21 protein-coding genes and 2 pseudogenes are annotated in these 20,920 nt (G+C 60.6%); 8 read left to right on the top strand and 15 right to left on the bottom strand.

All coding sequences use genetic code 11. The features are described from left to right. Positions 1 to 216 precede the first annotated feature (216 nt). The 3 genes from B0G69_RS21290 to phaP all read right to left on the bottom strand — a co-directional run bounded on the left by B0G69_RS21290 (position 217) and on the right by phaP (position 1,791). Complete coding sequence (locus tag B0G69_RS21290) at positions 217 to 504, bottom strand: hypothetical protein (protein WP_121320739.1); 288 nt, start codon at positions 502 to 504, stop codon at positions 217 to 219. Further along, positions 497 to 820, bottom strand: a complete 324-nt coding sequence (locus B0G69_RS21285) for a hypothetical protein (protein ID WP_121320737.1) — start codon at positions 818 to 820, stop codon at positions 497 to 499. The genes B0G69_RS21290 and B0G69_RS21285 overlap by 8 nt, the downstream gene beginning before the upstream one ends. 422 nt (positions 821 to 1,242) lie before the next feature. Next, entirely contained in the window at positions 1,243 to 1,791 is a 549-nt protein-coding gene (phaP, locus tag B0G69_RS21280; protein WP_121320735.1) for a TIGR01841 family phasin, read from the bottom strand. 364 nt (positions 1,792 to 2,155) lie between these two features. On the opposite strand from phaP, the gene B0G69_RS21275 reads away from it, so the two are divergent. Both B0G69_RS21275 and B0G69_RS21270 read left to right on the top strand, forming a co-directional pair. Further along, positions 2,156 to 2,869, top strand: a complete 714-nt coding sequence (locus B0G69_RS21275) for a hypothetical protein (RefSeq protein ID WP_121320733.1) — start codon at positions 2,156 to 2,158, stop codon at positions 2,867 to 2,869. A gap of 80 nt (positions 2,870 to 2,949) precedes the next feature. Next, positions 2,950 to 3,099, top strand: a complete 150-nt coding sequence (locus B0G69_RS21270; protein WP_241991426.1) for a hypothetical protein — start codon at positions 2,950 to 2,952, stop codon at positions 3,097 to 3,099. 62 nt (positions 3,100 to 3,161) lie between these two features. Here the strand turns inward: B0G69_RS21270 and B0G69_RS21265 are convergent, their stop codons facing one another. The 4 genes and pseudogenes from B0G69_RS21265 to B0G69_RS41980 all read right to left on the bottom strand — a co-directional run. Beyond that, on the bottom strand, positions 3,162 to 3,557 hold the full coding sequence (locus B0G69_RS21265) for an RcnB family protein (protein WP_121320731.1): 396 nt from the start codon (positions 3,555 to 3,557) through the stop codon (positions 3,162 to 3,164). Positions 3,558 to 3,961: 404 nt separating this feature from the next. Then, positions 3,962 to 4,453 carry an Ohr family peroxiredoxin gene (locus B0G69_RS21260; RefSeq protein WP_121320729.1) on the bottom strand — a complete coding sequence of 164 codons (492 nt, stop codon included), beginning with the start codon at positions 4,451 to 4,453 and terminating at the stop codon, positions 3,962 to 3,964. A gap of 475 nt (positions 4,454 to 4,928) precedes the next feature. Then, complete coding sequence (locus tag B0G69_RS21250; protein ID WP_121320727.1) at positions 4,929 to 5,933, bottom strand: DedA family protein/thiosulfate sulfurtransferase GlpE; 1,005 nt, start codon at positions 5,931 to 5,933, stop codon at positions 4,929 to 4,931. Between the two features lie 397 nt (positions 5,934 to 6,330). Next, a pseudogene (locus tag B0G69_RS41980) lies at positions 6,331 to 6,521 on the bottom strand (LysR family transcriptional regulator); the annotation flags it as partial. A 672-nt stretch (positions 6,522 to 7,193) separates the two neighbouring features. Here B0G69_RS41980 and B0G69_RS21240 point away from each other — a divergent pair. Continuing rightward, complete coding sequence (locus B0G69_RS21240) at positions 7,194 to 7,721, top strand: Ohr family peroxiredoxin (RefSeq protein ID WP_121320725.1); 528 nt, start codon at positions 7,194 to 7,196, stop codon at positions 7,719 to 7,721. A gap of 194 nt (positions 7,722 to 7,915) precedes the next feature. Next, positions 7,916 to 9,577: an FAD-dependent oxidoreductase gene (locus tag B0G69_RS21235; RefSeq protein ID WP_158608963.1), complete on the top strand. Its 1,662-nt coding sequence runs from the start codon at positions 7,916 to 7,918 to the stop codon at positions 9,575 to 9,577. Positions 9,578 to 9,753: 176 nt separating this feature from the next. Here the strand turns inward: B0G69_RS21235 and treA are convergent, their stop codons facing one another. Then, positions 9,754 to 11,481, bottom strand: a complete 1,728-nt coding sequence (gene treA, locus B0G69_RS21230; RefSeq protein ID WP_121320721.1) for an alpha,alpha-trehalase TreA — start codon at positions 11,479 to 11,481, stop codon at positions 9,754 to 9,756. A 346-nt stretch (positions 11,482 to 11,827) separates the two neighbouring features. Here treA and B0G69_RS21225 point away from each other — a divergent pair, with 346 nt between their 5' ends. Both B0G69_RS21225 and B0G69_RS21220 read left to right on the top strand, forming a co-directional pair. Continuing rightward, positions 11,828 to 12,088, top strand: a complete 261-nt coding sequence (locus tag B0G69_RS21225; protein ID WP_121320719.1) for a hypothetical protein — start codon at positions 11,828 to 11,830, stop codon at positions 12,086 to 12,088. Between the two features lie 174 nt (positions 12,089 to 12,262). After that, on the top strand, positions 12,263 to 12,694 hold the full coding sequence (locus B0G69_RS21220; protein WP_121320717.1) for a nuclear transport factor 2 family protein: 432 nt from the start codon (positions 12,263 to 12,265) through the stop codon (positions 12,692 to 12,694). A 36-nt stretch (positions 12,695 to 12,730) separates the two neighbouring features. Here B0G69_RS21220 and benD read toward each other — a convergent pair whose 3' ends face one another. The 5 genes from benD to catA all read right to left on the bottom strand — a co-directional run bounded on the left by benD (position 12,731) and on the right by catA (position 17,458). Next, positions 12,731 to 13,507 carry a benzoate diol dehydrogenase BenD gene (gene benD / locus B0G69_RS21215; RefSeq protein ID WP_121320715.1) on the bottom strand — a complete coding sequence of 259 codons (777 nt, stop codon included), beginning with the start codon at positions 13,505 to 13,507 and terminating at the stop codon, positions 12,731 to 12,733. Further along, entirely contained in the window at positions 13,504 to 14,526 is a 1,023-nt protein-coding gene (gene benC / locus B0G69_RS21210) for a benzoate 1,2-dioxygenase electron transfer component BenC (protein WP_121320713.1), read from the bottom strand. The genes benD and benC overlap by 4 nt, the downstream gene beginning before the upstream one ends. 39 nt (positions 14,527 to 14,565) lie before the next feature. After that, positions 14,566 to 15,054, bottom strand: a complete 489-nt coding sequence (gene benB / locus B0G69_RS21205; RefSeq protein ID WP_121320711.1) for a benzoate 1,2-dioxygenase small subunit — start codon at positions 15,052 to 15,054, stop codon at positions 14,566 to 14,568. Further along, on the bottom strand, positions 15,051 to 16,409 hold the full coding sequence (locus B0G69_RS21200) for a Rieske 2Fe-2S domain-containing protein (RefSeq protein WP_121320709.1): 1,359 nt from the start codon (positions 16,407 to 16,409) through the stop codon (positions 15,051 to 15,053). Before B0G69_RS21200 ends, benB begins: the two co-directional genes overlap by 4 nt. Before the next feature lie 113 nt (positions 16,410 to 16,522). Next, positions 16,523 to 17,458: a catechol 1,2-dioxygenase gene (gene catA, locus B0G69_RS21195; protein ID WP_121320707.1), complete on the bottom strand. Its 936-nt coding sequence runs from the start codon at positions 17,456 to 17,458 to the stop codon at positions 16,523 to 16,525. A gap of 177 nt (positions 17,459 to 17,635) precedes the next feature. Between catA and B0G69_RS21190 the strand changes: the two genes are divergently transcribed. Together B0G69_RS21190 and B0G69_RS21185 are read left to right on the top strand one after the other, a co-directional pair. After that, entirely contained in the window at positions 17,636 to 18,559 is a 924-nt protein-coding gene (locus B0G69_RS21190) for a LysR family transcriptional regulator (protein WP_121320705.1), read from the top strand. A gap of 125 nt (positions 18,560 to 18,684) precedes the next feature. Beyond that, on the top strand, positions 18,685 to 19,086 hold the full coding sequence (locus B0G69_RS21185) for a hypothetical protein (protein WP_121320703.1): 402 nt from the start codon (positions 18,685 to 18,687) through the stop codon (positions 19,084 to 19,086). A 76-nt stretch (positions 19,087 to 19,162) separates the two neighbouring features. On the opposite strand, the gene B0G69_RS21180 is transcribed toward B0G69_RS21185, so the two are convergent. Together B0G69_RS21180 and B0G69_RS21175 are read right to left on the bottom strand one after the other, a co-directional pair. Further along, on the bottom strand, positions 19,163 to 20,377 hold the full coding sequence (locus tag B0G69_RS21180) for an aminotransferase class V-fold PLP-dependent enzyme (RefSeq protein ID WP_121320701.1): 1,215 nt from the start codon (positions 20,375 to 20,377) through the stop codon (positions 19,163 to 19,165). Positions 20,378 to 20,626: 249 nt separating this feature from the next. Continuing rightward, positions 20,627 to 20,863, bottom strand: a pseudogene (locus B0G69_RS21175) (EAL domain-containing protein); the annotation flags it as partial. Positions 20,864 to 20,920: the final 57 nt, after the last annotated feature.

The raw sequence follows: 20,920 nt of genomic DNA, 5'->3' as shown, positions 1-20,920 counted from the left end.
AAGCAGGTCGCTTACGCTACCTAAAGCGCGAATGGACGCGAGGCTCGTGTCCTGTCGGTGGGAAGACAAGCGCTGAGCCTGTCTCACCTAGGAGGAATGCAAAGGCGAGTCAGGAGGTAGTGGCGTGGTATGGCGCTTTGCGACCCACGCTCACACACGTTCATGACTCGTTCTTCATCGCGTCGCGGTTTGCGGCGCAATGGAGTCTCGATATCCCTAACAAAGTCTCGTGCTCATCACCCACGACATACCGTTGAACCGCGCGACGATCGAATCCAGCAATTCACGTCGTGTTTGAACGAGCGCTATCTCGACTTCCTCGAAGCCTCTATCCGGAAACGTTTTGATATCCACGTGCTCGACGTTGCGCGAAAACGGCAGCAACACCTGCCAGATCGCCGCAACGCGTATCCCCTGGACGCGCGCGCGCACCACCAGACGATGGCAATCCGCGGCACGAATCGCCAGTAATTGAAGCTCCGTTTCGACCCGCCCACTATTCATGCCGATCCCCCTGTGTTTGCCAGACCACGTCTTCCCGATCTTCGCGGTCCTCGGTCCGCTGATTGCTCCGTTGGCTCTCCGACGGCGCGTTGCCAATGCCGCGCAGTCTTTTCAGCAACGCCTGTGCATGGTCCCGATCGGTTCGTGAAATATCGCGTCGGGCGAGTAGCGTTTCGATGCGCCGGCGCCAATAGCCCGGCTCGTTGATCAGAGTTGTGGAAGCGATCGAGTCGCCGAGGTTCGTTATCCTTTCGAGCGCAACGACTATCGCTTCGATATGCGACAGATCACTCTTACAAGAAGCGTCAAATGCCATTACACTCCCGAACTACCTGATGTCTTGAATGCGTTGTGTCGCGTCTATTTCGGTCCGCGTGTGCGATACCACCAGTCGACGTGATCGAGATTTCTAAGAAGCTGCCCACGACGGTGTTCGCGGCGATAATGGCTGATTACCAGCGGTATTGCGATCAGCAGTGCGGAAACCCCGATCGTCAATCCCATCCATCGTTCGGTCATTTGCAACCTCGTCTGAAAAGAAACCGCGTGATTCACGCGATTCCGATTACGGGCGTCCCCTGGCAGCGTCAGGGTCAATGAACGGACAAGACATCACACTCATACGCCGTTCAATCCGATACCCGGACAAACCAACAGGTAATGCGATGCCATGCCGGTCCGGATCGTCCGATCCGTCCTGCTTCTTAGAAAACGTTTGAATAGCCCTGCAGTGCCCGGCTAGTCGGCGCGAGCGTGATCGCGGGACTTTTGAGAGTCCGGCGCAGCGGCCGTCAGCGGATTACGCTGCGCCATTGCGATGGCCTGCGCGGTGGCTTTCAACACCGTGTCGTAAGCAGCACCGGCACTGGAAACCGTCGACTTCAATATCGTGACGGCAGCATCGGAACCGGCAGGCGCATGGCTCGCGACGCCGTCGACCAGCGCTTGTAGTTTGCTGTTGTGCTGCTCGAAGCGAGCCTTGGTGAATTTCATCCACTCGGCTTGCGTATGGGTCGCCAGTCCGAGCAACTGGTGGTTATAAGAAAGCGCTTTTTCAGCGAGCGAGCGCGCAGCTTGGGTCTGATGAGACCAGAGTTCGACGGGTGCCTGACCGGACACCACTGTCAGCCAGGCCTTCTGATTCTCGGCAAGCGCCGTCTTGACCATCTGCTGATTCAACTCGACGAGTTCTTCGAAACACTGGAATGCCCGCTGCGCCAACGAAAACACGGCCGCAACGCTATCGTGTTGCATCCCGTCGATTTGTGGGTTGGTCGAGAAATACATTGCTCACTCCTTTAGTCATACGTATTAATTGGCTCAGAAGAGGGCAAGAAAATCTGCCGCAACTTGCCCCGGCGAATGCTCGAGGCCCGCGGGACGCAAGCCCGACGCATTCCGCACTGCAGCATTAGATGATTCATTCTAACTTTGTTAAATGGGTAGTTGGAGCGCTCTTTTCCAGGTGATTACCCTGGCTTTTCGTGCACTGCGGCCAGCTGCATTTGTCAGAGGTACGAAGACCGCTGACCGGTCGGTTGCGATCTGACTCAAAGCGTTCGAAGGACATCGTCGGTCACTCGGCGCCAGGACGGCTCCGCGCAGTCGTTACAATGCTTCGGATGAACCCCCTTTCTTCCCCTAGCATCCAATGAGCGACACGCTGACGTCCTATTTCCGGAGCGACGACGCCATGCGCAGTCGCAGCGTCAGCAGACTCATGCTGTCCGGCACGGTCGATATTCCTGTCCCGCCTACCCGTCTGCTGGCGGATTGGCAACGGGAGATCGCGTCGCGCATGGTTCTGGAGCCCGGAGACGTCGAGGTCATGCCTTTGGCGCGAGCGCGCATGCGTTGGCCGGAATACTCACGCTGCGTGCAGGCAGCGTCCGACTGGACGCGTGCGCTTGGTCTGACCGAGATACTCGCCTCCAGTGACGTCGCCCTCATGGCCTGCCGCGGCGCGCGATATCACCATGACGGGGCGCAATATGGCGCAGCGGCCTTCTGCAATCTCTTCCTGAGCGAGGACAAGGGGCTCGACCTGCATTTTTCCTCTCTCGGCCGTCGCATTCCTCTGACCCGTGGAACGATTGTGCTGTTCGATACCGCGCAGCCTCATGGGGTCATTCAGCGCGGCAGCCGCGGATTCAATGCAGTCGAATTCACGCCGGATCAGGATCATGTCCAGATTTTCCTGACCTGGGAGCTTCCCATTGAAGATGCCCATGTCGCGCAAGCACTGAAGGTCGACTTCGATGTCGCTCCTTCAACCTCGTCGCAACTGGATCAAGAGCAGGTCTTGCTGAATGGTGAGCAGGTCGTCGTGTGTCCGGAATCTGGCCATTGGCGTCCGGTCGACTGAAGCCACTTTTCGGGCACCGGGTTTAATCGGCGGCGGGACGGTGATTCATCCAGCACGCAATCGGCAGCAACGAAGTGCCGATGAGCGATCAGCAGCTCGAAAAGAAAATCTCGGGTCTCGCCGATCGCATTCTTTCGCCGGAGCAGACGTGTGCGCTGATCGACAAGTGCTGGCATGTCGAGCAACTGGGCCGCGCAGCGGAGAGCGCGCTGGCGGCGTTGCCGCGTTAGGGTTTGAAACGCCGCACATCGATGCCGACAAACTCGCGAGCTATCGACATCGATGCAATTGACTAGTGACTGGAAAGCAGAACGTTTGCAATCACGCCGGTTGCAATCGCGGCGAGCACATAGTCTCCGTTCACCCCCACCCATTGATACCCGCGCGGCGGCGCTTGCAAGCCATGGCCGTGCCAGTCGTCGACCACGTAGTTGCGGTTACGATATTCCGCCGGGAGCCGTTCACCCTTGTGCCAGTCGGCGTGGGGAACCGGGCCGCCCGGACGCCTCGAATCGGCGTCGTGCGGCGCAGGTCCGTGACCATGCGACGGGGGATGTCCCCCAGGGCCATGCTTGCCGTGAGACGATGGACCACCGTGATGGTTGTCATCGTGAGGTTGAGCGAAAACGGCGAATGACGTACCGAGCAGAGAAGCGATCAAAAGCTTCGCGACGGCTGTTGTTTTCATGGCTGCATCTCAAGAAAGTGGTTGGAATGACAGTCTGGAATTCGATGATGACCCGGGTGCGAGGCACCTGTAGTGGGTCATCATTAGCCGGCTGCGCGAGGTGGCCGGCCTTCGGCGGCTTTCGAAAAAGTCAGAGGAATGATTGCACGAAACGTTCCTGACGGCCAATCGCGATCGATCGGCCATCGATTCAGAAGCGATGTGCCTTGATGATCGAAGCGACAGAGATCGCTCCGCATGCGCCGACCGGGATGAACCACGCATCGGATGTTCCTCGCGCCGCGTCACCCTTCCATTTGATTACACCCCCGCGATGCGGCGCGGCGCCCGGCGATCGCGCGCAACGCCCTGCACGTTCGCAGGCAATTCGTGCACGCGGCGTGATCGTCGTTGGCATCCTCCTGCTACACAAGCCTGACGACATTACCAATGCCCTGCCGTGTCATCTTCGTATAAGGGCAAAACCGTTCGGCGTTGCGGACCAGTTTCTCCGCGACCATGCGTTCGACGCCAGGCAATCGGATACGGATATCCGCGGTCAAGACACACAGGCCGTCCGTCGGATCGCGCCCGAAATCGACCGTGACTTCGACCGAGGCACCCGGAATCGCGATGCCCGCGTGTGCCGCGAGCAGACTCAACGCGCCGTGAAAGCAGGCCGCGTAGCCCGCCGCGAACAGTTGCTCCGGATTGGTGCCGCCGCCGGGCCCGCCCAACGCCCTCGGCAATCGCAAGTCGACTGCGAGATTGCCGTCATCGGAACGGGCGATGCCCGACGCGCGACCATGCCCCGCCTCTCCGCCAGTGACGATGACAGTGGTCGAATAGAGCGTATGGTTATCGCGCCCGCGATACTTTTCGAATAGCCACAGCGGCGGTGGACGCAATAAGGTCATGGCATGCTCGGTCGGTTTCTGGTTCTATTTGGCGGCTTGTGTCTGGGTGAACCACGCATCGAAGTTCACCGTGCCAAGGCGCGGGTTGGCGCCCGGCACGAGCGTGTCGTCGTGCACTGCGCGCCGAAATAGCGGGCGGGCGCATCTGCGACGGCATTGCGTGAATCTTGAGTCGTCGAGAGAAAACGACGTTACCGCCGATGAGTCCCGCGCCGCCGATCACAACGATCTGCATGATGTTCCTCCATGAGCTTGTGCGCGGTTCTCGCGCACCGCTGCCCATTGCGGACTCCGGCATGGCATCGCGTTGCGCATGCGTGTGCCGGTGCGGCGCCGGTCTGGCCGCACGATTCGCAGGCCATCCGTACGAAGCATCGTAGGCATGCGCCGCGTCATGCGGTAGAGCCGCGCAGGGACGCACCGTGTTGTGTGAGGAGCACCCATCAATCTGGCCTCTCGGCGGCGACAAACGCAATCAGTACGCGACAAGTGTCCCCCGCTCCGCGCCGATTGCAGCGTCGCTCATCGCTCTCATCGGATCGACATCGAAGCCTGCCGCACGCCATGCTTCGACACCGCCGGTCAACGGCAAGGCGAGCTGGACACCGGCTAGCCGCAACCGCCTCGCCATCCACGCCGCGGATGTCTCGTTTGGACATGAACAATAGATGACGAGCGTCCGGTTCCCGCCATAGCGTTGCACGATCTGCTGCGGCTTTTGTTCATCGGCAAGCACAGCGCCGGGAATGACGAACGGGTCGAGCATCCGGCGTTCGGCGGAGCGGATATCGAGCACGACCGGCCGCGGGTTGTGTGCGAGCAATGCATGCAACTCGCCCACGCTGATCCGCACCGTTTCGAGCGCCCTCGCCATCATGATTCGCCGGCAATAGCGGTACAACACGTAAAGCGCCAGTACGATGCCGACGGCAATCAACGCTTGCCAGCCCAGATGGGAGACCAGTACAAAAATGACGCCGATCTGCGACGCGAAGATTGCGCCAACGGCCAATCCAGTCGATGCCCAAAGAGCGACGCCCGCGCAATCGTGCAACACGAAGGCACGCAGCCTGACCGCCATCGCACCGCATAGCGGCACCGCGACAAGCGACAGACCGGGCACGAACCGCGCCACGATCAGGACCCGGACTCCCCAGCGGCCAAAGAAGCGCTCCGTGTTGCTGACGCATGTTTCGCGCGATAGCGACAGTTTGCAAACGGTATGAAGCGTGCGCTCGCCGTAGCGCTTGCCGCCCTGATACCAGATCAGGTCGCCGAGCAGACCACCCATCACAGCGGCCGCCAGCATGGGCGCGAGATGCAGCAACGTCGACGACGCGACGTGCGAGGTGAGTGCGATACCCGCTCCAACCGTGATCAATGTCGGAGTGACGGGCAATGGCAGGCCAAGGGAAGAGCCGAGCAAATTCAGGAATACGATCAGCATTCCGTACCGCGTGATCAATTCATGCGACAACATGGCACTCTCCTGGGCTTGCGCCGCTGTGTCTGGAAGATCGTTCATCGCTGTGCCTGAATCGACCCAGGCGAGCACGGCCTTCTCGCAGTTCTGCCTCCAGCGAGCGCCACTTGAACGACCTGTTCTTGCAAATCAGTTGGACGACATTCACCGCACTGCCAACTGCCGTTTTCCGCTCCTCCCGAAGCAACGGATGGGCAAGGCGCGCCTTCTCCGGACATGCGCCCCCACTGAGCAGTAGAAACTGCTACGCGCTTTCGCACGATTCTTACGGGATGCGGTTCGCTGGTTCGCTTCAGGTGGCTTGCGCCGCCACCGTCAGGACAAATCGTAGGCGGGGTCGTCGAGCGGTAGTAGCCCCGCGAAGGAGCCCACCGTGTTGCCGGGCAGACAACAATCAATAAGAGAAGGGCAAGGAGACGTCGGTTGCGCACTGCAATCGAGAGCACGGATCTGCTCGGTCATGTAGTCGATGAACCCGCGGATTCGCGCCGGCAAATGCTGACGGCTGAGGTAGCTGGCATAGTGGCCACGATCATCTCCGAGGGCGTATCGGGCAAGGCATCCCTGCAAACGGCTCTCGCGCAAGCCGGTCGCCCGCCTTCGCGAAGCTGGCTTCGCTCACCGCGGCAAGAAACGCAATGACATCCGCGTAGCTGGCCGCAAAGCTGCACGCGAGCGAGCCCTCGCTCGCGGCAGGTTGTGAGTGCGCAAAGCTGGTCGAAGTGAGCATAGGCTGGACACCGTTCAGTTCACGAGGCAAGGCGGATACCTGCAGCATCGCTGCGGCGACTTCCATCATGCGGTGATCATCCGCGCAAGCGGATCTCGGAAGATAAAAAGTCGCGGCTTGAGGTCTCCAGGCAGCACGAGACATTTCGCTTCCGGCTTTCTGAGGCAACGGGCGGGTTTCTAGTGAATCTCATGCCAGGTTGAACTGGCACTTCCACGCCAGCCTTACGAAAATAACAACCGCACGCTTTCGATTTCTACGTCGATATGCCTACCCCACCGGCTCCGCGCTGATTGTTTCCCGAAAGGCAACACCATGCGCTCCTGCCCGAGGCTTCTGCATCTGCCCGGACCAGGCTAGCATTTGCTCTAACATCACCGCGTATGTTTCACTGGCGTGCGCGGAGTGATCAGCAGAGCTCCGCAAAAATCCACCAGCGCCGCGGACGAACCGCAAGTTCGCGGGCGACAGGCTCACCCCTGCCCTACCGCGTTTGAACAGGTTCGTAGAATTACTGGATCAACACCATGGACAATCTCACCCCTCCGCCTTTGACCGTACTCGATAAATATCACGGGCAGGACTTCCAGGGGCTCTATACCGGCACCGTACGGGTGACGGGCGGCGAGGCCAAACATGGCAGAGCGTCCGGAATCGTCCGTTCGGACGATGGCAATCTCGATCTCAACCTGCGCTTGCCGGAAGCCCTGGGCGGCCCGGGCGGCGGCACCAATCCCGAGCAGCTGATCGCCGCCGGCTATGCAGCCTGTTTCCACGGCGCGTTGACGCTGATTGCCGCCAGAAACAACATTGCGCTCGTCAACGCGGCCATCGACGCTTCCGTGACGTTCGGACGCGACCCGGTAGACGGGATGTACATGCTGACAGCCGACATCCGGATTCATTTGCCCGGTGTGGACCGCGCTATCGCCGAGCAGCTCGTGCGCAGCACCGAACGCGTCTGTCCGTACGCCAAGATGGCGCGACACGGGATGGTCAATGTGGTCGCGCTGTATGTCGATCCACCTGAAACAGAAGGCGTCGGGCCCGAATGACACCGGCTGCGGCGAGCGGAGGGTAGCTCGCCCCTTTCGTGAACGGACCCGACGTGTCGACCTGGCAACTTTCGTGGACGGTATTCACCATGAACGACGATCTCGACTTGTTATTGCAAAGGCGCACTTCGGATACCGTCGAACAGCGGAGGATGCGATCGGCCCAGAATCCGGCCGAACATGTATGGGGTGACATGCATGCTCAGTTATCCGAGCGCGAGATCGAACGATCCAGACGCCTCGGTGCGCCGCGGAAGTACCCGGCCGGCGAGTTTCTGTTCGAAGCGGGACAGGTCTGCGCGGGCATGCTCATCGTACTGAACGGCACCGTGCGGATTAACTACCGCGACGGGCTGGGTCGATCCCTGAATGAAATGGTCCTGCAACCGGGGCAATTCATCGCGGAGGTCGGCCAGCTGTCCGGCAAGCCTGCGATGGTCGACGCGTGCGCGATCGAAGACGTCGAGGCGTTGTTGCTTGCTCCGCATCAACTTCGTCAGTTGATCGTCAGCGAGGCCGAACTCGGCGAGCGCGTCATGCGTTCGCTGATCCTGCGCCGCTCGCGCCTCGTGGAAATGGGCGCGGGTCCCGTCATCGTCGGTGGGGAGAGCGATCGCGAAGTCGTCGCGCTACAGCATTTTTTCGCACGCAACGATTACCCGCACCGTACCGCAGATCCGCAATGCGACCCGCATGCGAGGCGTGTGTTGAAGCAGGCCGGCATATCGGCTGCAGAATTGCCGGTCGTGCTCTGTCTTGACGGCTCCGTGCTTCGGCGTCCTGACCCGGCCGAGATCTCGTCGCAGTTAGGCTGGTGCCCCTCGTTCAGATCGGGCCATATCTACGATGTCACGATCGTAGGCGCCGGGCCGGCCGGACTGGCGACAGCGGTCTACGCCGCGTCGGAGGGACTTTCGGTCCTCGTGCTGGATGGGCGAGCGCCCGGAGGCCAGGCGGGCGAGAGCTCACGCATCGAAAACTACCTTGGTTTCGCGACAGGCGTTTCAGGTAGCGCACTGGCGCGCTGCGCGTTTCTCCAGGCTCAGAAGTTCGGCGCGCAAATGGCCATCCCCGTGGCGGTCGAAAGCCTCGAGTGCGACGACTTTCCAATCCGATTGAAATTGACGGACGGCCAGCGTGTGCGCACCCATACGCTCGTGATCGCCACCGGCGCATCGTATCGCCGCGCGGAAAAAAACGGGCTCGACGAACTGAATGGCCGTGGTGCGCACTATTGGGTATCGCCTGCAGGGGCGAAGCTGTCCGAGGGAATGGAAGTCGCGGTGATCGGAGGCGGCAATTCAGCGGGACAGGGCGCTGCCTGTCTGGCCATGCATGCTGCCCGCGTTCATCTGCTGTTTCGCAGAAGCGGTCTTGAATCGACCATGTCGCGGTATCTGATCGACCGGCTTTCCGACGCGCCCAACGTGGCCTTGCACGCTCAAGTGGAAGTCCAGTCGGCAAGGGTCGCTGACGGTACGCTGTCCGGACTGCTCTGCGCGACCCCGAGGGGCGCAATGACGCTGGGCGTGCGTCATGCGTTCATTTTCACCGGTGCCGCGCCCAATACGCAATGGCTGAAAGGCTCCGGCGTGCGTACCGACGACAAGGGATTCGTCGTGACGGGCGCGGCGGCGGGACATCCAGGGCCGTTCTCGGGATCGCTCGAAACCAGTATTCCAGGCGTGTTCGCCATTGGCGACGTCCGGTCGGGCTCCGTCAAGCGCGTTGCCGCGGCGGTCGGCGAAGGCGCCGGCGTGGTGGCCCAAATACATGGAGTCATCGAGAGAAGGCGTGATCCTGTCCGCTCGGTGGCGCGCGAAGCGAGCGTGGCGGCGACGTGCGTGTATGAATAGCCCGGACGCGCAGCGACGGACGACGGGCAGGCGAGCCGGAGCACCGACATAGGCTGAGCCCACGCGCTCCTGGGCATGGCAGGAGCGAATCCAGCCCAATTGCATGGGCCGGATCCGGTTATGAAGCGCCTTTAAAGTGATCGCGGATTTCCGTGTTTTCTCAGGTACTCCATCCATCACTGCCCATTGCCATACATATCGAGCAGCATCAACGTCACACCGTTGGTCCAGCCAAAGCCGTCCTGCAGCGGATACTCCCCGCCGCCGCCGCCCCCTTCTCCCGCTCCTTCGACGACATACTTCTCGACGAGTTTCTGCTGCGTCTTGTAGACGTTTTCGACGTCCGCGAGAAAGCGCGTGCCAATCGGCTTGGCCAGATCGGCGCGTCCATAGCGCTTGAGCCCCTGAATCGCGATCCAATGCAACGGTGCCCAGCCATTGGGCGCATCCCACTGCTGCGTGGTGTTATAGGTCGACGTCGTCAGACCGCCATCTTTGAGCAAGACACTTTGGACTGTCCGCGCGGTTTTCCACGCACGATCAGGCCACGCGACGGCCGCCATCAACGGATAAAGCATGGCGGGCGTCTGATTGTCGCGAATCTTGCCGAGCTGCCAGTCGTAGTCACCGTAGTAGCCCTTGTCGTTCCACAGATAACGGTTGATGCCTTCCGCGCGCCGCGCCGCGTAGCCGACGAACTGCGCGACGCAGGCGAAATCCCGGTTGATGCTGCAGCCGCGCACGATCGTCGTCTCGAGATGGAACAGCAGGCTGTTCAGATCGACCGGAATGATCGATGTGGTGCGCACGGTCGACAGGTTCTGGTTGTCGCCGAACCAGCGCGAGCTGAAATCCCAGCCGCTTTCGGCGGTCGCGCGCAGATCGCGGTAGACCTCGTTTGCCGGACGCCCACCGGCCTGCTGCGCGGTCTGCACGTCTTCGATATAGGACTCGTTGCGCGGCGTGTCGAGTTCGTCCCAGTAGCGGTTCAGCACGGTGCCGTCGCGCAGCACGACGACGTTGCGCGTCGCACTGCCGCGCGCGGTGCTGGATGCCCCCTGCATCCAGTACGCGTACTCCTTGCGCAGCGCAGGCAGATACTTCTGATAGACCTTGTTGCCTTCTTTCTGCGCGGCAAGCTCCACCATGTACGAATAGAACGGCGGTTGCGAGCGGCTCAGGTAGTACGTGCGATTGCCATTCGGAATATGGCCGAACGTGTCGATCATGTACGCGAAGTTATCGAGCATGTTGTCGACGAGATCTTCGTGTCCCGACTCCTGCAGGCCGAGCATTGTGAAATAGGTATCCCAGTAATAGCCCTCGCGAAAGCGGCCGCCCGGCACGACGTAGGGCTTGGGCAGCGGGATCAGCGAACTGTAGTCGGGCGCGCTCGTTGTCGTGCGCGTGAGACCGGCCCATAGCCAGTCGATGTGCTCGCGCAAACTCTGGTTGGGCGGCGGCGTGAGGCTCTGATCAGGCGGCGGCGTGAAATACTGGTTCACGAAGGCCAGCAGCGAAAAGCCCGGCTGGCCCTTCTGTGCTTCGTATAGCTGCACGATCGTCGCGGGATTTTCTTTCGGCGTCGAGTCCACGAAGGTCTTCTGGTCGCTGAAGATCTGCGCGGTCTGCACGGCGACGAACAGATCGCCGTACAGGATGTCCGGTGCGGGCGGCAATGCTGCGCCGACCTGGGTATCGGCGAGGCAAGCCGCAGACGCGAGCGCGAGGCTCGCGATGCATGCCGCGCTGAGCGCGGTCAGCGAGCGCTGCTGCGTGATACGGTGTCGACTGTGCGAAAGGTGAGCAGCCCGCTGCCATGCGGATCGTTGCAACGATGGGTCGAGAAATCGCGCGTCATTCGCTGACGCCGCGCCGGTACGAGACTGTGACTGGATGCTCATGTCGCCTCCTGGGTAGATGGGCATTGCACTTGGTCTCGTCGCACGATGCCGTCTGTATGCGGCATGCATCACCGGCACGCCACTGCCGGATCAAGGCATCCGAAGCATCGCATGCGCGGGGAGATCGAATCAACTGCGGTGCAGCAATTCCAACGAGCGGAGGCTGGCCGCCGTGGGCGGCGGTGAATTAAGGTAACGTGTAGGCTCGGATTCGCAAGCCGGTTGCCTGTGGCGGGTGGGTTAGGGGTGAGTTAGCGGGTGAACCGGCATCGGTTTGAAGAGCGACGCCGCGTCCGGGCAGTCGGCCATATTTCCAAGGTAAAACGCTGCGGGAGTTCCAACCAGCATGAAACCCCTTTGCTTCGCCGCCGTCCTCGTCGTTCTCGCTGCCGGCTGCACGTCGACATCGTCGCCCACGAATGATCAGACCACTCGCACAAGTCCTGCTCACACGGATAGCTACATTCTGCACGGCCCCAACGGGGCGGCGCCTTACGACTCCACGTCAAGGCCACCGAGGCTCAGCGTCGGCACCAGCTATTCCGATACGCAATTGATCCTGCCGTGGTTCCTCAATGACATCATCAACTTCGTGAACTACCGGTAATCGGCTGGCGAGGTGCCGGCAACGCAGCGTCGAGTTTGCGGATTTCTTCGGGTCGATGTCGATTCTGCGGCTTGTCAAACGTCGTTGCCTGGAGAAACAACCCGTCATGAGGCTGGCCTTGCCGTTTTTCCAGAGCTCCGGCTGCCATCACAATCCGATTCCGGAGGCAACACCGTGGACAAACTCACTGATCCGATCCTGCAGGTCCTGTCTGACTACCGGGCTGCGGTACTCGCAAAAGATGTCGACCGGTTCGCAGCGCTGTACGACCGGGACGTGGTGCTGTTCGATATGTGGGCAGCGTGGTCATACAAAGGCATCACGTCCTTGCGGGACATGACGGCGGGCTGGTTCGGCTCGCTGGGTACGGAACGCGTTATGGTCGATTTCAGCGACGTGCAAGCGACTGTCGGCCAGGACCTCGCCTTTGTTCACGCCTTCGTGAACTTCAAAGCTGTGACGACCGACGGCCTGGAACTGCGCTCGATGGACAATCGGCTGACCATGACGCTCAGGCAGACAGGCGATGGGTGGAAGATCATCCACCAGCACACTTCGTCGCCGATCGAGCCCGGTACGACGAGCGTTATTTTCAAGCGCGGGTAAGGCGCGCCGCTCGCCTCGCCTGACTTTGCGCCGCGTTCAGCCAGTATCCCCACCGGCCACCGGCAACACAGAGCCCGTGATATAGCTGGCCTCATCCGAAGCGAGGAACAGAATCGGCGCAACCTGTTCGTCAATGCTGCCGTAGCGCTTGAGAAACGTCGATTCGGTGACCTGCTTCACCGCGTCGCTCATCCACGCCTTTTCCTGCTCGCTGTCGCCGGCGGTATTGCGCGGGACGCGTCGCGGCGGCGCGTCCGTGCCGCCTGGTGCGGTAGCGACCACACGGATGTTGTGCTCGGCGTATTCCATCGCCAGTGACTGCGTCATCGCATTGACACCGCCCTTGGCCGCCGAATACGGTACGCGGCGGATGCCGCGCGTGGCATTCGAGGAAACGTTGACGATGGTTCCCGCGCCACGCTCGAGCAGGTGCGGCAGCACGGCATGGCATGCGTACAGCGTCGGCATCAGGGAGCGCCGGATTTCCGCGTCGATCTGCGCAGGTTCGAACTCGGCGAAGGGGCGCATGCGAATGGCGCCACCCACGCCGTTGACCAGAATGTCGATGCCGCCAAACCGGCTCACTGCAAAAGCCATCGCCGCTGCGGCGCCTTCGTAGGTCTCGAGGTCGGCGACGAAGCCGGCCGTGTCCGCGTCGCCTGCTTCGGCCGCAACGTCGGAGACGAAGTCGGCGCGGTCGACGAACAGCACCCTGGCGCCCTCGGTGGCCGCACGCAGCGCCACTGCGCGGCCGATGCCCTGCGCCGCGCCAGTGACGACCATGACCTTGCCAGCGAATCGTTGCGGGTTCATGCGGGCCTCGGTGCTGCGTTGGGAGTGAACTTCTCGTAGTGGAAGCTGTTGGGCTTCACGCCGTTGTCGTCGAAATGCTTACGCACGGCATCGACCATGGGTGGCGGCCCGCACAGGTACACGTCGACGTCACCGTCATTCAAGGCTTCAGGCGGCATGTGCTGCGTGACCCAACCCTTGCGTGGGTGGTGTGAATCCGCTTCGGCCACGACGGTGGCGTAGGTGAAGTTCGGCAACTTCGCCCTATACGCTTCGATGGCATCGACCTGTACCAGGTCAAGCTCTCGCGTCACGCCGTAAATCAGGTGGACCGTCTGCTGCGAATGGGCGCGCGCCAGCACTTCGAGCATCGACAGGAATGGCGCCAGGCCCGTGCCACCAGCGAGAAACAGCAATGGCCGCTCCACTGCCCGCAGATAGAAGCTGCCGAGGGGTCCGGTCAACTCCAACTTGTGGCCTGGCTGTGCGGAATCAAGCCAGGTGCTCATCACTCCACCGCTGATTCTCTTGATCAGAAAACTGATTTTCGATTCACTGGGCGCCGATGAAAACGAATACGAGCGATGCTGCCCGCTGCCTGGCACATCGATGTTCACGTATTGACCCGGCAAAAATACCGGTGCCGCCGCGTCCACGTCGAGTTCGAGCACCACGGCCGCGTCGTTGTGCGGGTCGATCTTCGATACGGTCGCGGCGAACTTGCTCTGCCCGGTCTTGCATGCAGCGGACGAGGCCGGCACCGTAATCACGCAATCGCTTTCCGGCACCATCTGGCAGGTGAGTACGAGGCCGCTCTCCTTCTCGTCCTCGCTCAGCGCGTCGTCGATGTAGTCGTCGCCCAGGTCGTAGCTTCCGCTTTCGGCGCGACACTTGCAGGTGCCGCACACGCCGTCGGAGCAATCCATCGGCAGGTTGATCTTCGCGCGAAAGGCGGCATCGAGTACCTTCTCGCCCGCCTTGCAGGTGACGAAACGGGTCACGCCGTCTTCGAAATTCAGTGCAATGTTGTAGCTGGACATCTTGCCTCCTCTACTTCCAGTTTCCACCGGCGCCACGTTTCAAACGTGATAAACGTCGAGCACCTGGCGGATGTAGTCGTCCTTGAGCACGATTCGCTTATAGGAAATCAGCAGTTCATCGTCGGCCTTTCGCAACGTCACGAACATCGTGCCGAAGAACTGGTCGGTCGTTTTGTAGCGATGGCTGAGTGTGTTGAAGTTGTAGCGCAGGTCCACCTCGTTCTCACGCTCGGCCAGCACTTCCACATTGGTAATGTTGTGGCTGGTCCGTGGTTCGGGCATCGAAGCGCCGCTGCGTTCGGTCTTGATACGGAACACACGGTCTTCCAGGCCGCCACGGTCCGCGTAATACATCAGCGAAATCTGACTCTCGTGGTCGTCGGTGAGCTGGTCGTCGTCATCCCACGCGGGCATCCAGTAGGTGACGTCTTCGGCATAGCAGGCAAGCCATTCGTCCCATTGACGGTCATCGAGCAGGCGGGCTTCGCGGAACAGCACCGCGCAGATTCTCTGGTAATCGAAGCTCATGCCAGCACCTCCCCTTGTTCCTTTTTCAACGCCTCGCGCATCACATGCACCCAGTATTCGTGCTGGCACACAAACAGACCTTCGTCTTCGCTGCGCTCGCCCGAGATACGCGGCTTGAGCCCCATACCTTTCGCATTCGCGTCGGGGCCTTCGACCCACAACGGCGCCCCGCGCGAAAGGTCGTTCCACAACGCGGTGGTGCCGGCATAACCTGCCTGGCAAGCGCGGAACTCTTCGAGATCGTCGGCGGTGCCCATTCCCGAGACATTGAAGAAATCTTCGTATTGACGGATGCGGGTCGCGCGGTCGCTTGCGCTCTCGCCCTTCGGGGCAAAGCAGAAAATGCTGACTTCGGTCTTATCCACGCTGATCGGACGCACCACGCGAATCTGGGTACTGAACTGATCCATCAGAAACACGTTGGGATAAAGGCACAGGTTTCGCGTCTGATTGACGATAAAGTCCGCCTTCACTTCGCCGACGCGCGCCTTGATTTCGTCACGGTATTGATAGACCGGTCGCACTTCCGGGTTCATCGTGTTGGTCCAGAGCAGGATGTGACCGTGGTCGAAACCGTACACGCCGGCTACCGATTTGCTCCAGCCATTCGCATCCACCGCCTTGGTGCCATCGACCTTGCGACGGTCCATCGTGGCGGCATAGTTCCAGTGCACGGTGCTGACGTGGTAGCCGTCGCAACCGTTCTCCATCTGCATCTTCCAGTTGCCGTCGTAGATATACGAGGAATTGCCGCGCAATACTTCCAGCCCGTCCGGAGCCTGATCGACGATCTGGTCAATGATGATTCTGGTCTCGCCAAGATAGTCCTCCAGCGGCATCACGTCCGCGTTGAGACTGCCGAACAGGAAGCCTCGATAGCTCTGGAAGCGAGCGACTTTCTTCAGATCGTGCGAGCCGTTGGTATTGAATTGCACGGGGTATTCGGTAGTCTTCACGTCCTTCACTTTCAGCAGCTTGCCGGTGTTGGCGAAGCTCCAGCCGTGGAACGGGCAGGTGAAGGTTCCTTTGTTGCCGTGCTTTTTCCGGCACAGCATCGCACCCTTGTGCGCGCAGGCGTTGATGACTGCGTGCAGTTCGCCGGTTTTGTCGCGAGTTATCACGATGGGCTGGCGGCCAATCCACGTGGTGTAGTAATCGTTGTTATTGGGAATCTGGCTTTCATGCGCGAGATAAACCCAATTGCTCTCGAAGATGTGCTTCATCTCGAGATCGAACAGATCGGTGTTCGTGAAGATATCGCGGCGGCAACGGAATACACCGTTCTGCCTGTCATCCTGGACGGCGCTGTGAAGCAGTTCATCCAGCTGCGTGGCTTTGTCGATAAGAACTGACATGTGAGCTCTCCCTACACGTGCTCCAGCAATGGAGCACGCGCTTCGGTGTCGAAAGGATTCTTGCGGAGAATTGAGCGGCAGCAGTGGTGTGACTCAGCCGCCGCGTCGAGCGGTTACGCCGTAACTGACGCTCGCAGGCGATGGACGACCTGGTTGTCCTTGCCCTTGACCAGCGGAGTCAACTGGATGTCGAACTCGATTTCCTTGTACGCGTCGGCCTTCATGCCCAACGCCGCGCCGCCGGTCTTGTCGACAACGGGCGGAATCAGATCCTCGCGAGTGGCGTAGGCGAAGTCGTCCCAAATCAGCGGGTCGCCCTCGATATTGATTTGCGTCGTCAGCTTGCGGTAGTTGTCGCTGGTGACGAAGAAGTGCACATGCGCCGGACGGTTACCATGCCGGGCGAGCACGTCCAGCAGCTGTTGGGTCGCGCCCCGAGGCGGACAACCGTAGCCCACCGGCATGAGCGTGCGGAATTCGTACTTGCCGTCGGCACTCGTGCTCACAGCGCCGCGCAGATTGAATTCGGATTGCGCACCGGTCGGGTCGAAATGCGAATAGAAGCCCTTCGAGTTGGCGTGCCAGCACTCGACCATCGCACCGGCAACGGGCTTGCCGTCTGAACCGGTGACCGTGCCACGGATAACGAGCGGGCCTGCATCGTCATCGGGATTGATGTCGATCTTCGATACGCCATCGCGCACCGGCGCACCGGCGACATACAGAGGACCTTCGATGGTGCGCGGCGTGCCGCCCGTGATTTCGGCCGCCTTATCCGCTGCGTCCATGCGAATGTCGAGATATTTTTCCAGACCGAGGCCGGCGGCAAGCAGCGCTGCTTCACCATCCTGACCGAGCTTGTTGAAGTAGTGGACGCCGGCCCAGATTTCATCAGGCGTCATGTCGAGATCGTCGATGGCCTTGAAGAGGTCGCCCAGCAGGCGTTGGACGATCTGTTTGGCGCGTGCGTCGCCGTCCTGGCTTCCGAGGTTGGCAGCGGCCCTCAGCAGGTCCTGCACCTCCTTCGTATCGAACACTTTAACGCTCATGTCTGCTCCTGAATCTCTGTATTTTTGAGTGGGGTTAACCCTCGATTCGGCACCGACCGGTTTATGTGCGAAAGGTATAATCGATTGCTGAAACAGAGTGTGAATGCAGGATAATGGACGTCGGAAAGCCTCGTCCAACACTGATTTAGTATCGGTCCATATCCAGGAGGTATCGAAATGGAATTGCGGCATCTTCGCTATTTCGTCGCGGTGGCCGAAGAACGCAACTTCACACGCGCGGCGCAGCGACTGAACATCGCCCAGCCGCCTCTGAGCCGTCAGATACAGCAACTCGAAGAATCGCTGGGCGTGCAGCTCCTCGAGCGCAACTCGCGCCCGCTGAAACTGACGGAGACCGGCAAGTTCTTTTATTCTCATGCCGCGCAACTGCTGTCCCAGACTGCGGAGCTCGAATCGATGACGAGGCGCGTGGGCAACATCGAACGAAGTCTCTCGATTGGATTCGTGGGTTCAACGTTGTACGGGATGCTGCCGAAAATTATCCGGCGCTTTCGTGATGAGAACACTACCGTCGAACTCAGCCTGCACGAGATGTCGACCATGGATCAGATCAGAGCGCTGAAGGACGGCCGGATCGATGTCGGCTTTGGGCGCATTCGACTCGAGGACACACACATCCGCCGGGTGATTCTTCGCGAAGAGAAGATGATTGTCGCCTTCCCGGACGGCCATCCACTTTCGTTTGCCAAACCGGTCGTCGCGCTTCGTGAGCTGGTCAACGAGACTCTGATTATTTTTCCGAAGTCGCCGCGCCCGAGCTATGCCGATCAGGTACTGGCGGCATTTCAGGACCGGGCGCTCAAACCTCGCCGGATCTATGAAGTACGGGAGTTGCAGATCGCGCTGGGCCTCGTCGCGGCGGGCGAAGGCATTGCCATTGTTCCGAGCAGCGTCTACGGCCTGAAGCGGGACGACGTGAGCTACAGGGAACTGGATGACCCGACTCTGGTTTCTCCGATCATCATGAGTATGCGCGCGCTCGACGAGTCGCGAGACATTCGGGAAATGCTCGAACTCATTTATCGTCTTTATGAAGAGCAGAAGATATCCTTTGCACCCCGTACCGATCGGGGCCGGTAGTGCGGGTTATCGAGCGCAAGCCGGGCGATCCACACAAATTGCTGGCAATCTAAGCGCCAGGCTCACCGATCCCAGTAGATGCCTTTACAATCCAGCACTTCGATTCGACAAATGTGATTTGCGCCATGAAATATCTGCTTGCCTCGACACTCGCGGTGGTCATCGCAGCCGCCGGCGCGGCCGCGAACGCCCAAACGTCCGCGGACACCGATACGCCGAAACAGCAATGCGCCATTGGATATGTCACGGGTATCGGCGGAACCGCACAGAGCGTTCGCGAATACCTCGCGACACCCGAGAGAGACAGATATCGCTACCTGGCCGACCACCCAATGCAATGCCAGATCTCCGATGAGGGGCGCGCGTCTGGCTGTGTCGGCATGACGAGCCTGCGGCGTGAAAGAGTCAGCGTGTACGACGATATCGACAGCACGACGATGGCCGTGGTCGCGCGCGTGGAACTCGATCAGGGGACATACCCGGTGATTATCGTTGTGTCGAAGAAAGACGTGAAATGCGAGGAGTGAGAGTGAGTGCCCTCACGGCACCCACCATTGAGCTGACGGCGACGACGAAGCGGTATGGTCCGCGCTCAGGCGCCGCTCAATCTCCCCTCGATTGCCGACGCGTCAGCGCCCGTATTTCATCCAGCAGCGTGCCGGTCTCCGACTCGGTGGTCAGATAGCTGACCGAGGCACGCGCGATCTGTTTAAGTCCTCTCGATTCCATATCCAGCGGCGTGTAGGGGACTCCATTGCTTCCGATCACGACACCGCGAGCCGCGAGACTACGCTGCACCGATACGGCGTCCAGCCCCGCCACGTTGAACGACACGAGGCCGGATCGTTCGACGCCTTGATCCAGCACCGTCACTCCCGGAATAGCAGCCAGTTGCCTACGTAACGTCTGCGCGATGCCGTCGATTCGTGGGCGGATATTGCCGATTCCGATCTCAATAGCTTCCTGCAACGCATTGGCGAGCCCACAGTGCAGCGCCAGCGACGCTTCCGACATTTCGAACCGCGCAGCGTCGTTGCGCAAGACGGGTTCGCCATTCGCATCCAGCGGCGCGCAGTGCGTGTCGACGAATGCCGGCGTCAGCCTAGATAGAAAATCCTGCCTGATATACAAGAGGCCGGTGCCTCTTGGACCACGCAGTGCCTTACGGCCCGCACCGCTCAGCACATCGCAACCCACCTCGACTACGTCGACAGGAAGTTGCCCCACGGCCTGTGCGGCGTCGATGAAGTATGGGATGCCGTGACGGCGCGCTACCCGCCCGATCGCCGCGGCCGGATTGATAAGGCCGCCGTTCGCCGGCATCCACGTCAGCGCAATCAGACGCACGCGGTCGTCGAGCATCGCCTCCAGCGCGTCGGGATTCACCGTGCCGTCAGCATCGGACGGAATGGCTTCGATCGTCGCACCGGCGCGTTGCGCCGCCAGCCGCATGACAGCCAGATTGCCGCCCCATTCGTGACGCCCGACCAGGATGCGCTCGCCCAATCGCCACGGGCCTAATGCGGCGAATGCGGCACCCCAGCCGTGTGAATTGCCGTTGGTCAAGGCAATCTCGGCCGGCTGTGCATTGAGCAGCTGTGCGGCAAGTGCTCGCGCGCGTTCGGTCTGCTGGCGTCCAGCTACGCCGGCTTCCATCGGCCCAATCGTGGCCTCGCGCCACAGATGGGCATGGATCGCTTCGAGCGTGGCCGACGACGGCAACGATGCGCCGGCGTGATTGAAATGCGTCGTGCTTCGTGTTCCCGGCGTGCGGGCACGCAACGCGTCCACGGCGGCGGGCGAGAGGGGCGAAGACATGTTTTGCTCCAATGACTCGAATCGGGTTCAGGCTTGCGTGAGAGAAGTTCGCTATGCTACGCCTTGATATGGGGAGGCGCTGATTTCAGGCAATGTTTTCACGTGCTGTCCCAACACATCGCGCCTCCCATTACCCGCCTGTTCCATCCCGACTGACGACGTGCTCCCCCGAATTCTCAGCGCGGCATGAACGGTCATCGGAGAACTCCGGACGCGACCTGCCCCACAACCGGCAGGCAGAAAATTAAACGACTGTCCGAATGAACGATCGCCCTTGAGGTAGTCGATGTCAAAGCGCTTCAGATACGCAAGGGATGAATAACCCGTCCCGAAGTCGTCAATCGAGATCCGACTCCCCGCATCACGGAACGTCAGCAATTTCCCGTTCAATTCGGCATCCAGCAACAAGCCTTCGGTTATTTCAATGGCGACGCTCATTCCGGGCATCCCCTCCCGCATGAGGTACGAGGACCATTGAATACACACCTGTCGTTGCACTCCGGCGCTGAAGATTCCGGTTACGGCGCAGAACATACAACTGCT

Origin of the sequence: Paraburkholderia sp. RAU2J (genome assembly GCF_003634845.1) — a bacterium.
GTDB classification, from domain to species: domain Bacteria; phylum Pseudomonadota; class Gammaproteobacteria; order Burkholderiales; family Burkholderiaceae; genus Paraburkholderia; species Paraburkholderia fynbosensis.
The sequence above is the reverse complement of the archived record's forward strand: the minus strand, read 5'-3'. Positions and strand labels throughout refer to the sequence as shown.

What these genes read in the sequence shown, in the direction of transcription:
- B0G69_RS21290 (WP_121320739.1), bottom strand. Translation starts at nt 504, where the DNA reads ATGAATAGTGGGCGGGTCGAAACGGAGCTTCAATTACTGGCGATTCGT.
- B0G69_RS21285 (WP_121320737.1), bottom strand. Translation starts at nt 820, where the DNA reads ATGGCATTTGACGCTTCTTGTAAGAGTGATCTGTCGCATATCGAAGCG.
- phaP (WP_121320735.1), bottom strand. Translation starts at nt 1,791, where the DNA reads ATGTATTTCTCGACCAACCCACAAATCGACGGGATGCAACACGATAGC.
- B0G69_RS21275 (WP_121320733.1), top strand. Translation starts at nt 2,156, where the DNA reads ATGAGCGACACGCTGACGTCCTATTTCCGGAGCGACGACGCCATGCGC.
- B0G69_RS21270 (WP_241991426.1), top strand. Translation starts at nt 2,950, where the DNA reads ATGAGCGATCAGCAGCTCGAAAAGAAAATCTCGGGTCTCGCCGATCGC.
- B0G69_RS21265 (WP_121320731.1), bottom strand. Translation starts at nt 3,557, where the DNA reads ATGAAAACAACAGCCGTCGCGAAGCTTTTGATCGCTTCTCTGCTCGGT.
- B0G69_RS21260 (WP_121320729.1), bottom strand. Translation starts at nt 4,453, where the DNA reads ATGACCTTATTGCGTCCACCGCCGCTGTGGCTATTCGAAAAGTATCGC.
- B0G69_RS21250 (WP_121320727.1), bottom strand. Translation starts at nt 5,933, where the DNA reads ATGTTGTCGCATGAATTGATCACGCGGTACGGAATGCTGATCGTATTC.
- B0G69_RS21240 (WP_121320725.1), top strand. Translation starts at nt 7,194, where the DNA reads ATGGACAATCTCACCCCTCCGCCTTTGACCGTACTCGATAAATATCAC.
- B0G69_RS21235 (WP_158608963.1), top strand. Translation starts at nt 7,916, where the DNA reads ATGCATGCTCAGTTATCCGAGCGCGAGATCGAACGATCCAGACGCCTC.
- treA (WP_121320721.1), bottom strand. Translation starts at nt 11,481, where the DNA reads ATGAGCATCCAGTCACAGTCTCGTACCGGCGCGGCGTCAGCGAATGAC.
- B0G69_RS21225 (WP_121320719.1), top strand. Translation starts at nt 11,828, where the DNA reads ATGAAACCCCTTTGCTTCGCCGCCGTCCTCGTCGTTCTCGCTGCCGGC.
- benD (WP_121320715.1), bottom strand. Translation starts at nt 13,507, where the DNA reads ATGAACCCGCAACGATTCGCTGGCAAGGTCATGGTCGTCACTGGCGCG.
- benC (WP_121320713.1), bottom strand. Translation starts at nt 14,526, where the DNA reads ATGTCCAGCTACAACATTGCACTGAATTTCGAAGACGGCGTGACCCGT.
- benB (WP_121320711.1), bottom strand. Translation starts at nt 15,054, where the DNA reads ATGAGCTTCGATTACCAGAGAATCTGCGCGGTGCTGTTCCGCGAAGCC.
- B0G69_RS21200 (WP_121320709.1), bottom strand. Translation starts at nt 16,409, where the DNA reads ATGTCAGTTCTTATCGACAAAGCCACGCAGCTGGATGAACTGCTTCAC.
- catA (WP_121320707.1), bottom strand. Translation starts at nt 17,458, where the DNA reads ATGAGCGTTAAAGTGTTCGATACGAAGGAGGTGCAGGACCTGCTGAGG.
- B0G69_RS21190 (WP_121320705.1), top strand. Translation starts at nt 17,636, where the DNA reads ATGGAATTGCGGCATCTTCGCTATTTCGTCGCGGTGGCCGAAGAACGC.
- B0G69_RS21185 (WP_121320703.1), top strand. Translation starts at nt 18,685, where the DNA reads ATGAAATATCTGCTTGCCTCGACACTCGCGGTGGTCATCGCAGCCGCC.
- B0G69_RS21180 (WP_121320701.1), bottom strand. Translation starts at nt 20,377, where the DNA reads ATGTCTTCGCCCCTCTCGCCCGCCGCCGTGGACGCGTTGCGTGCCCGC.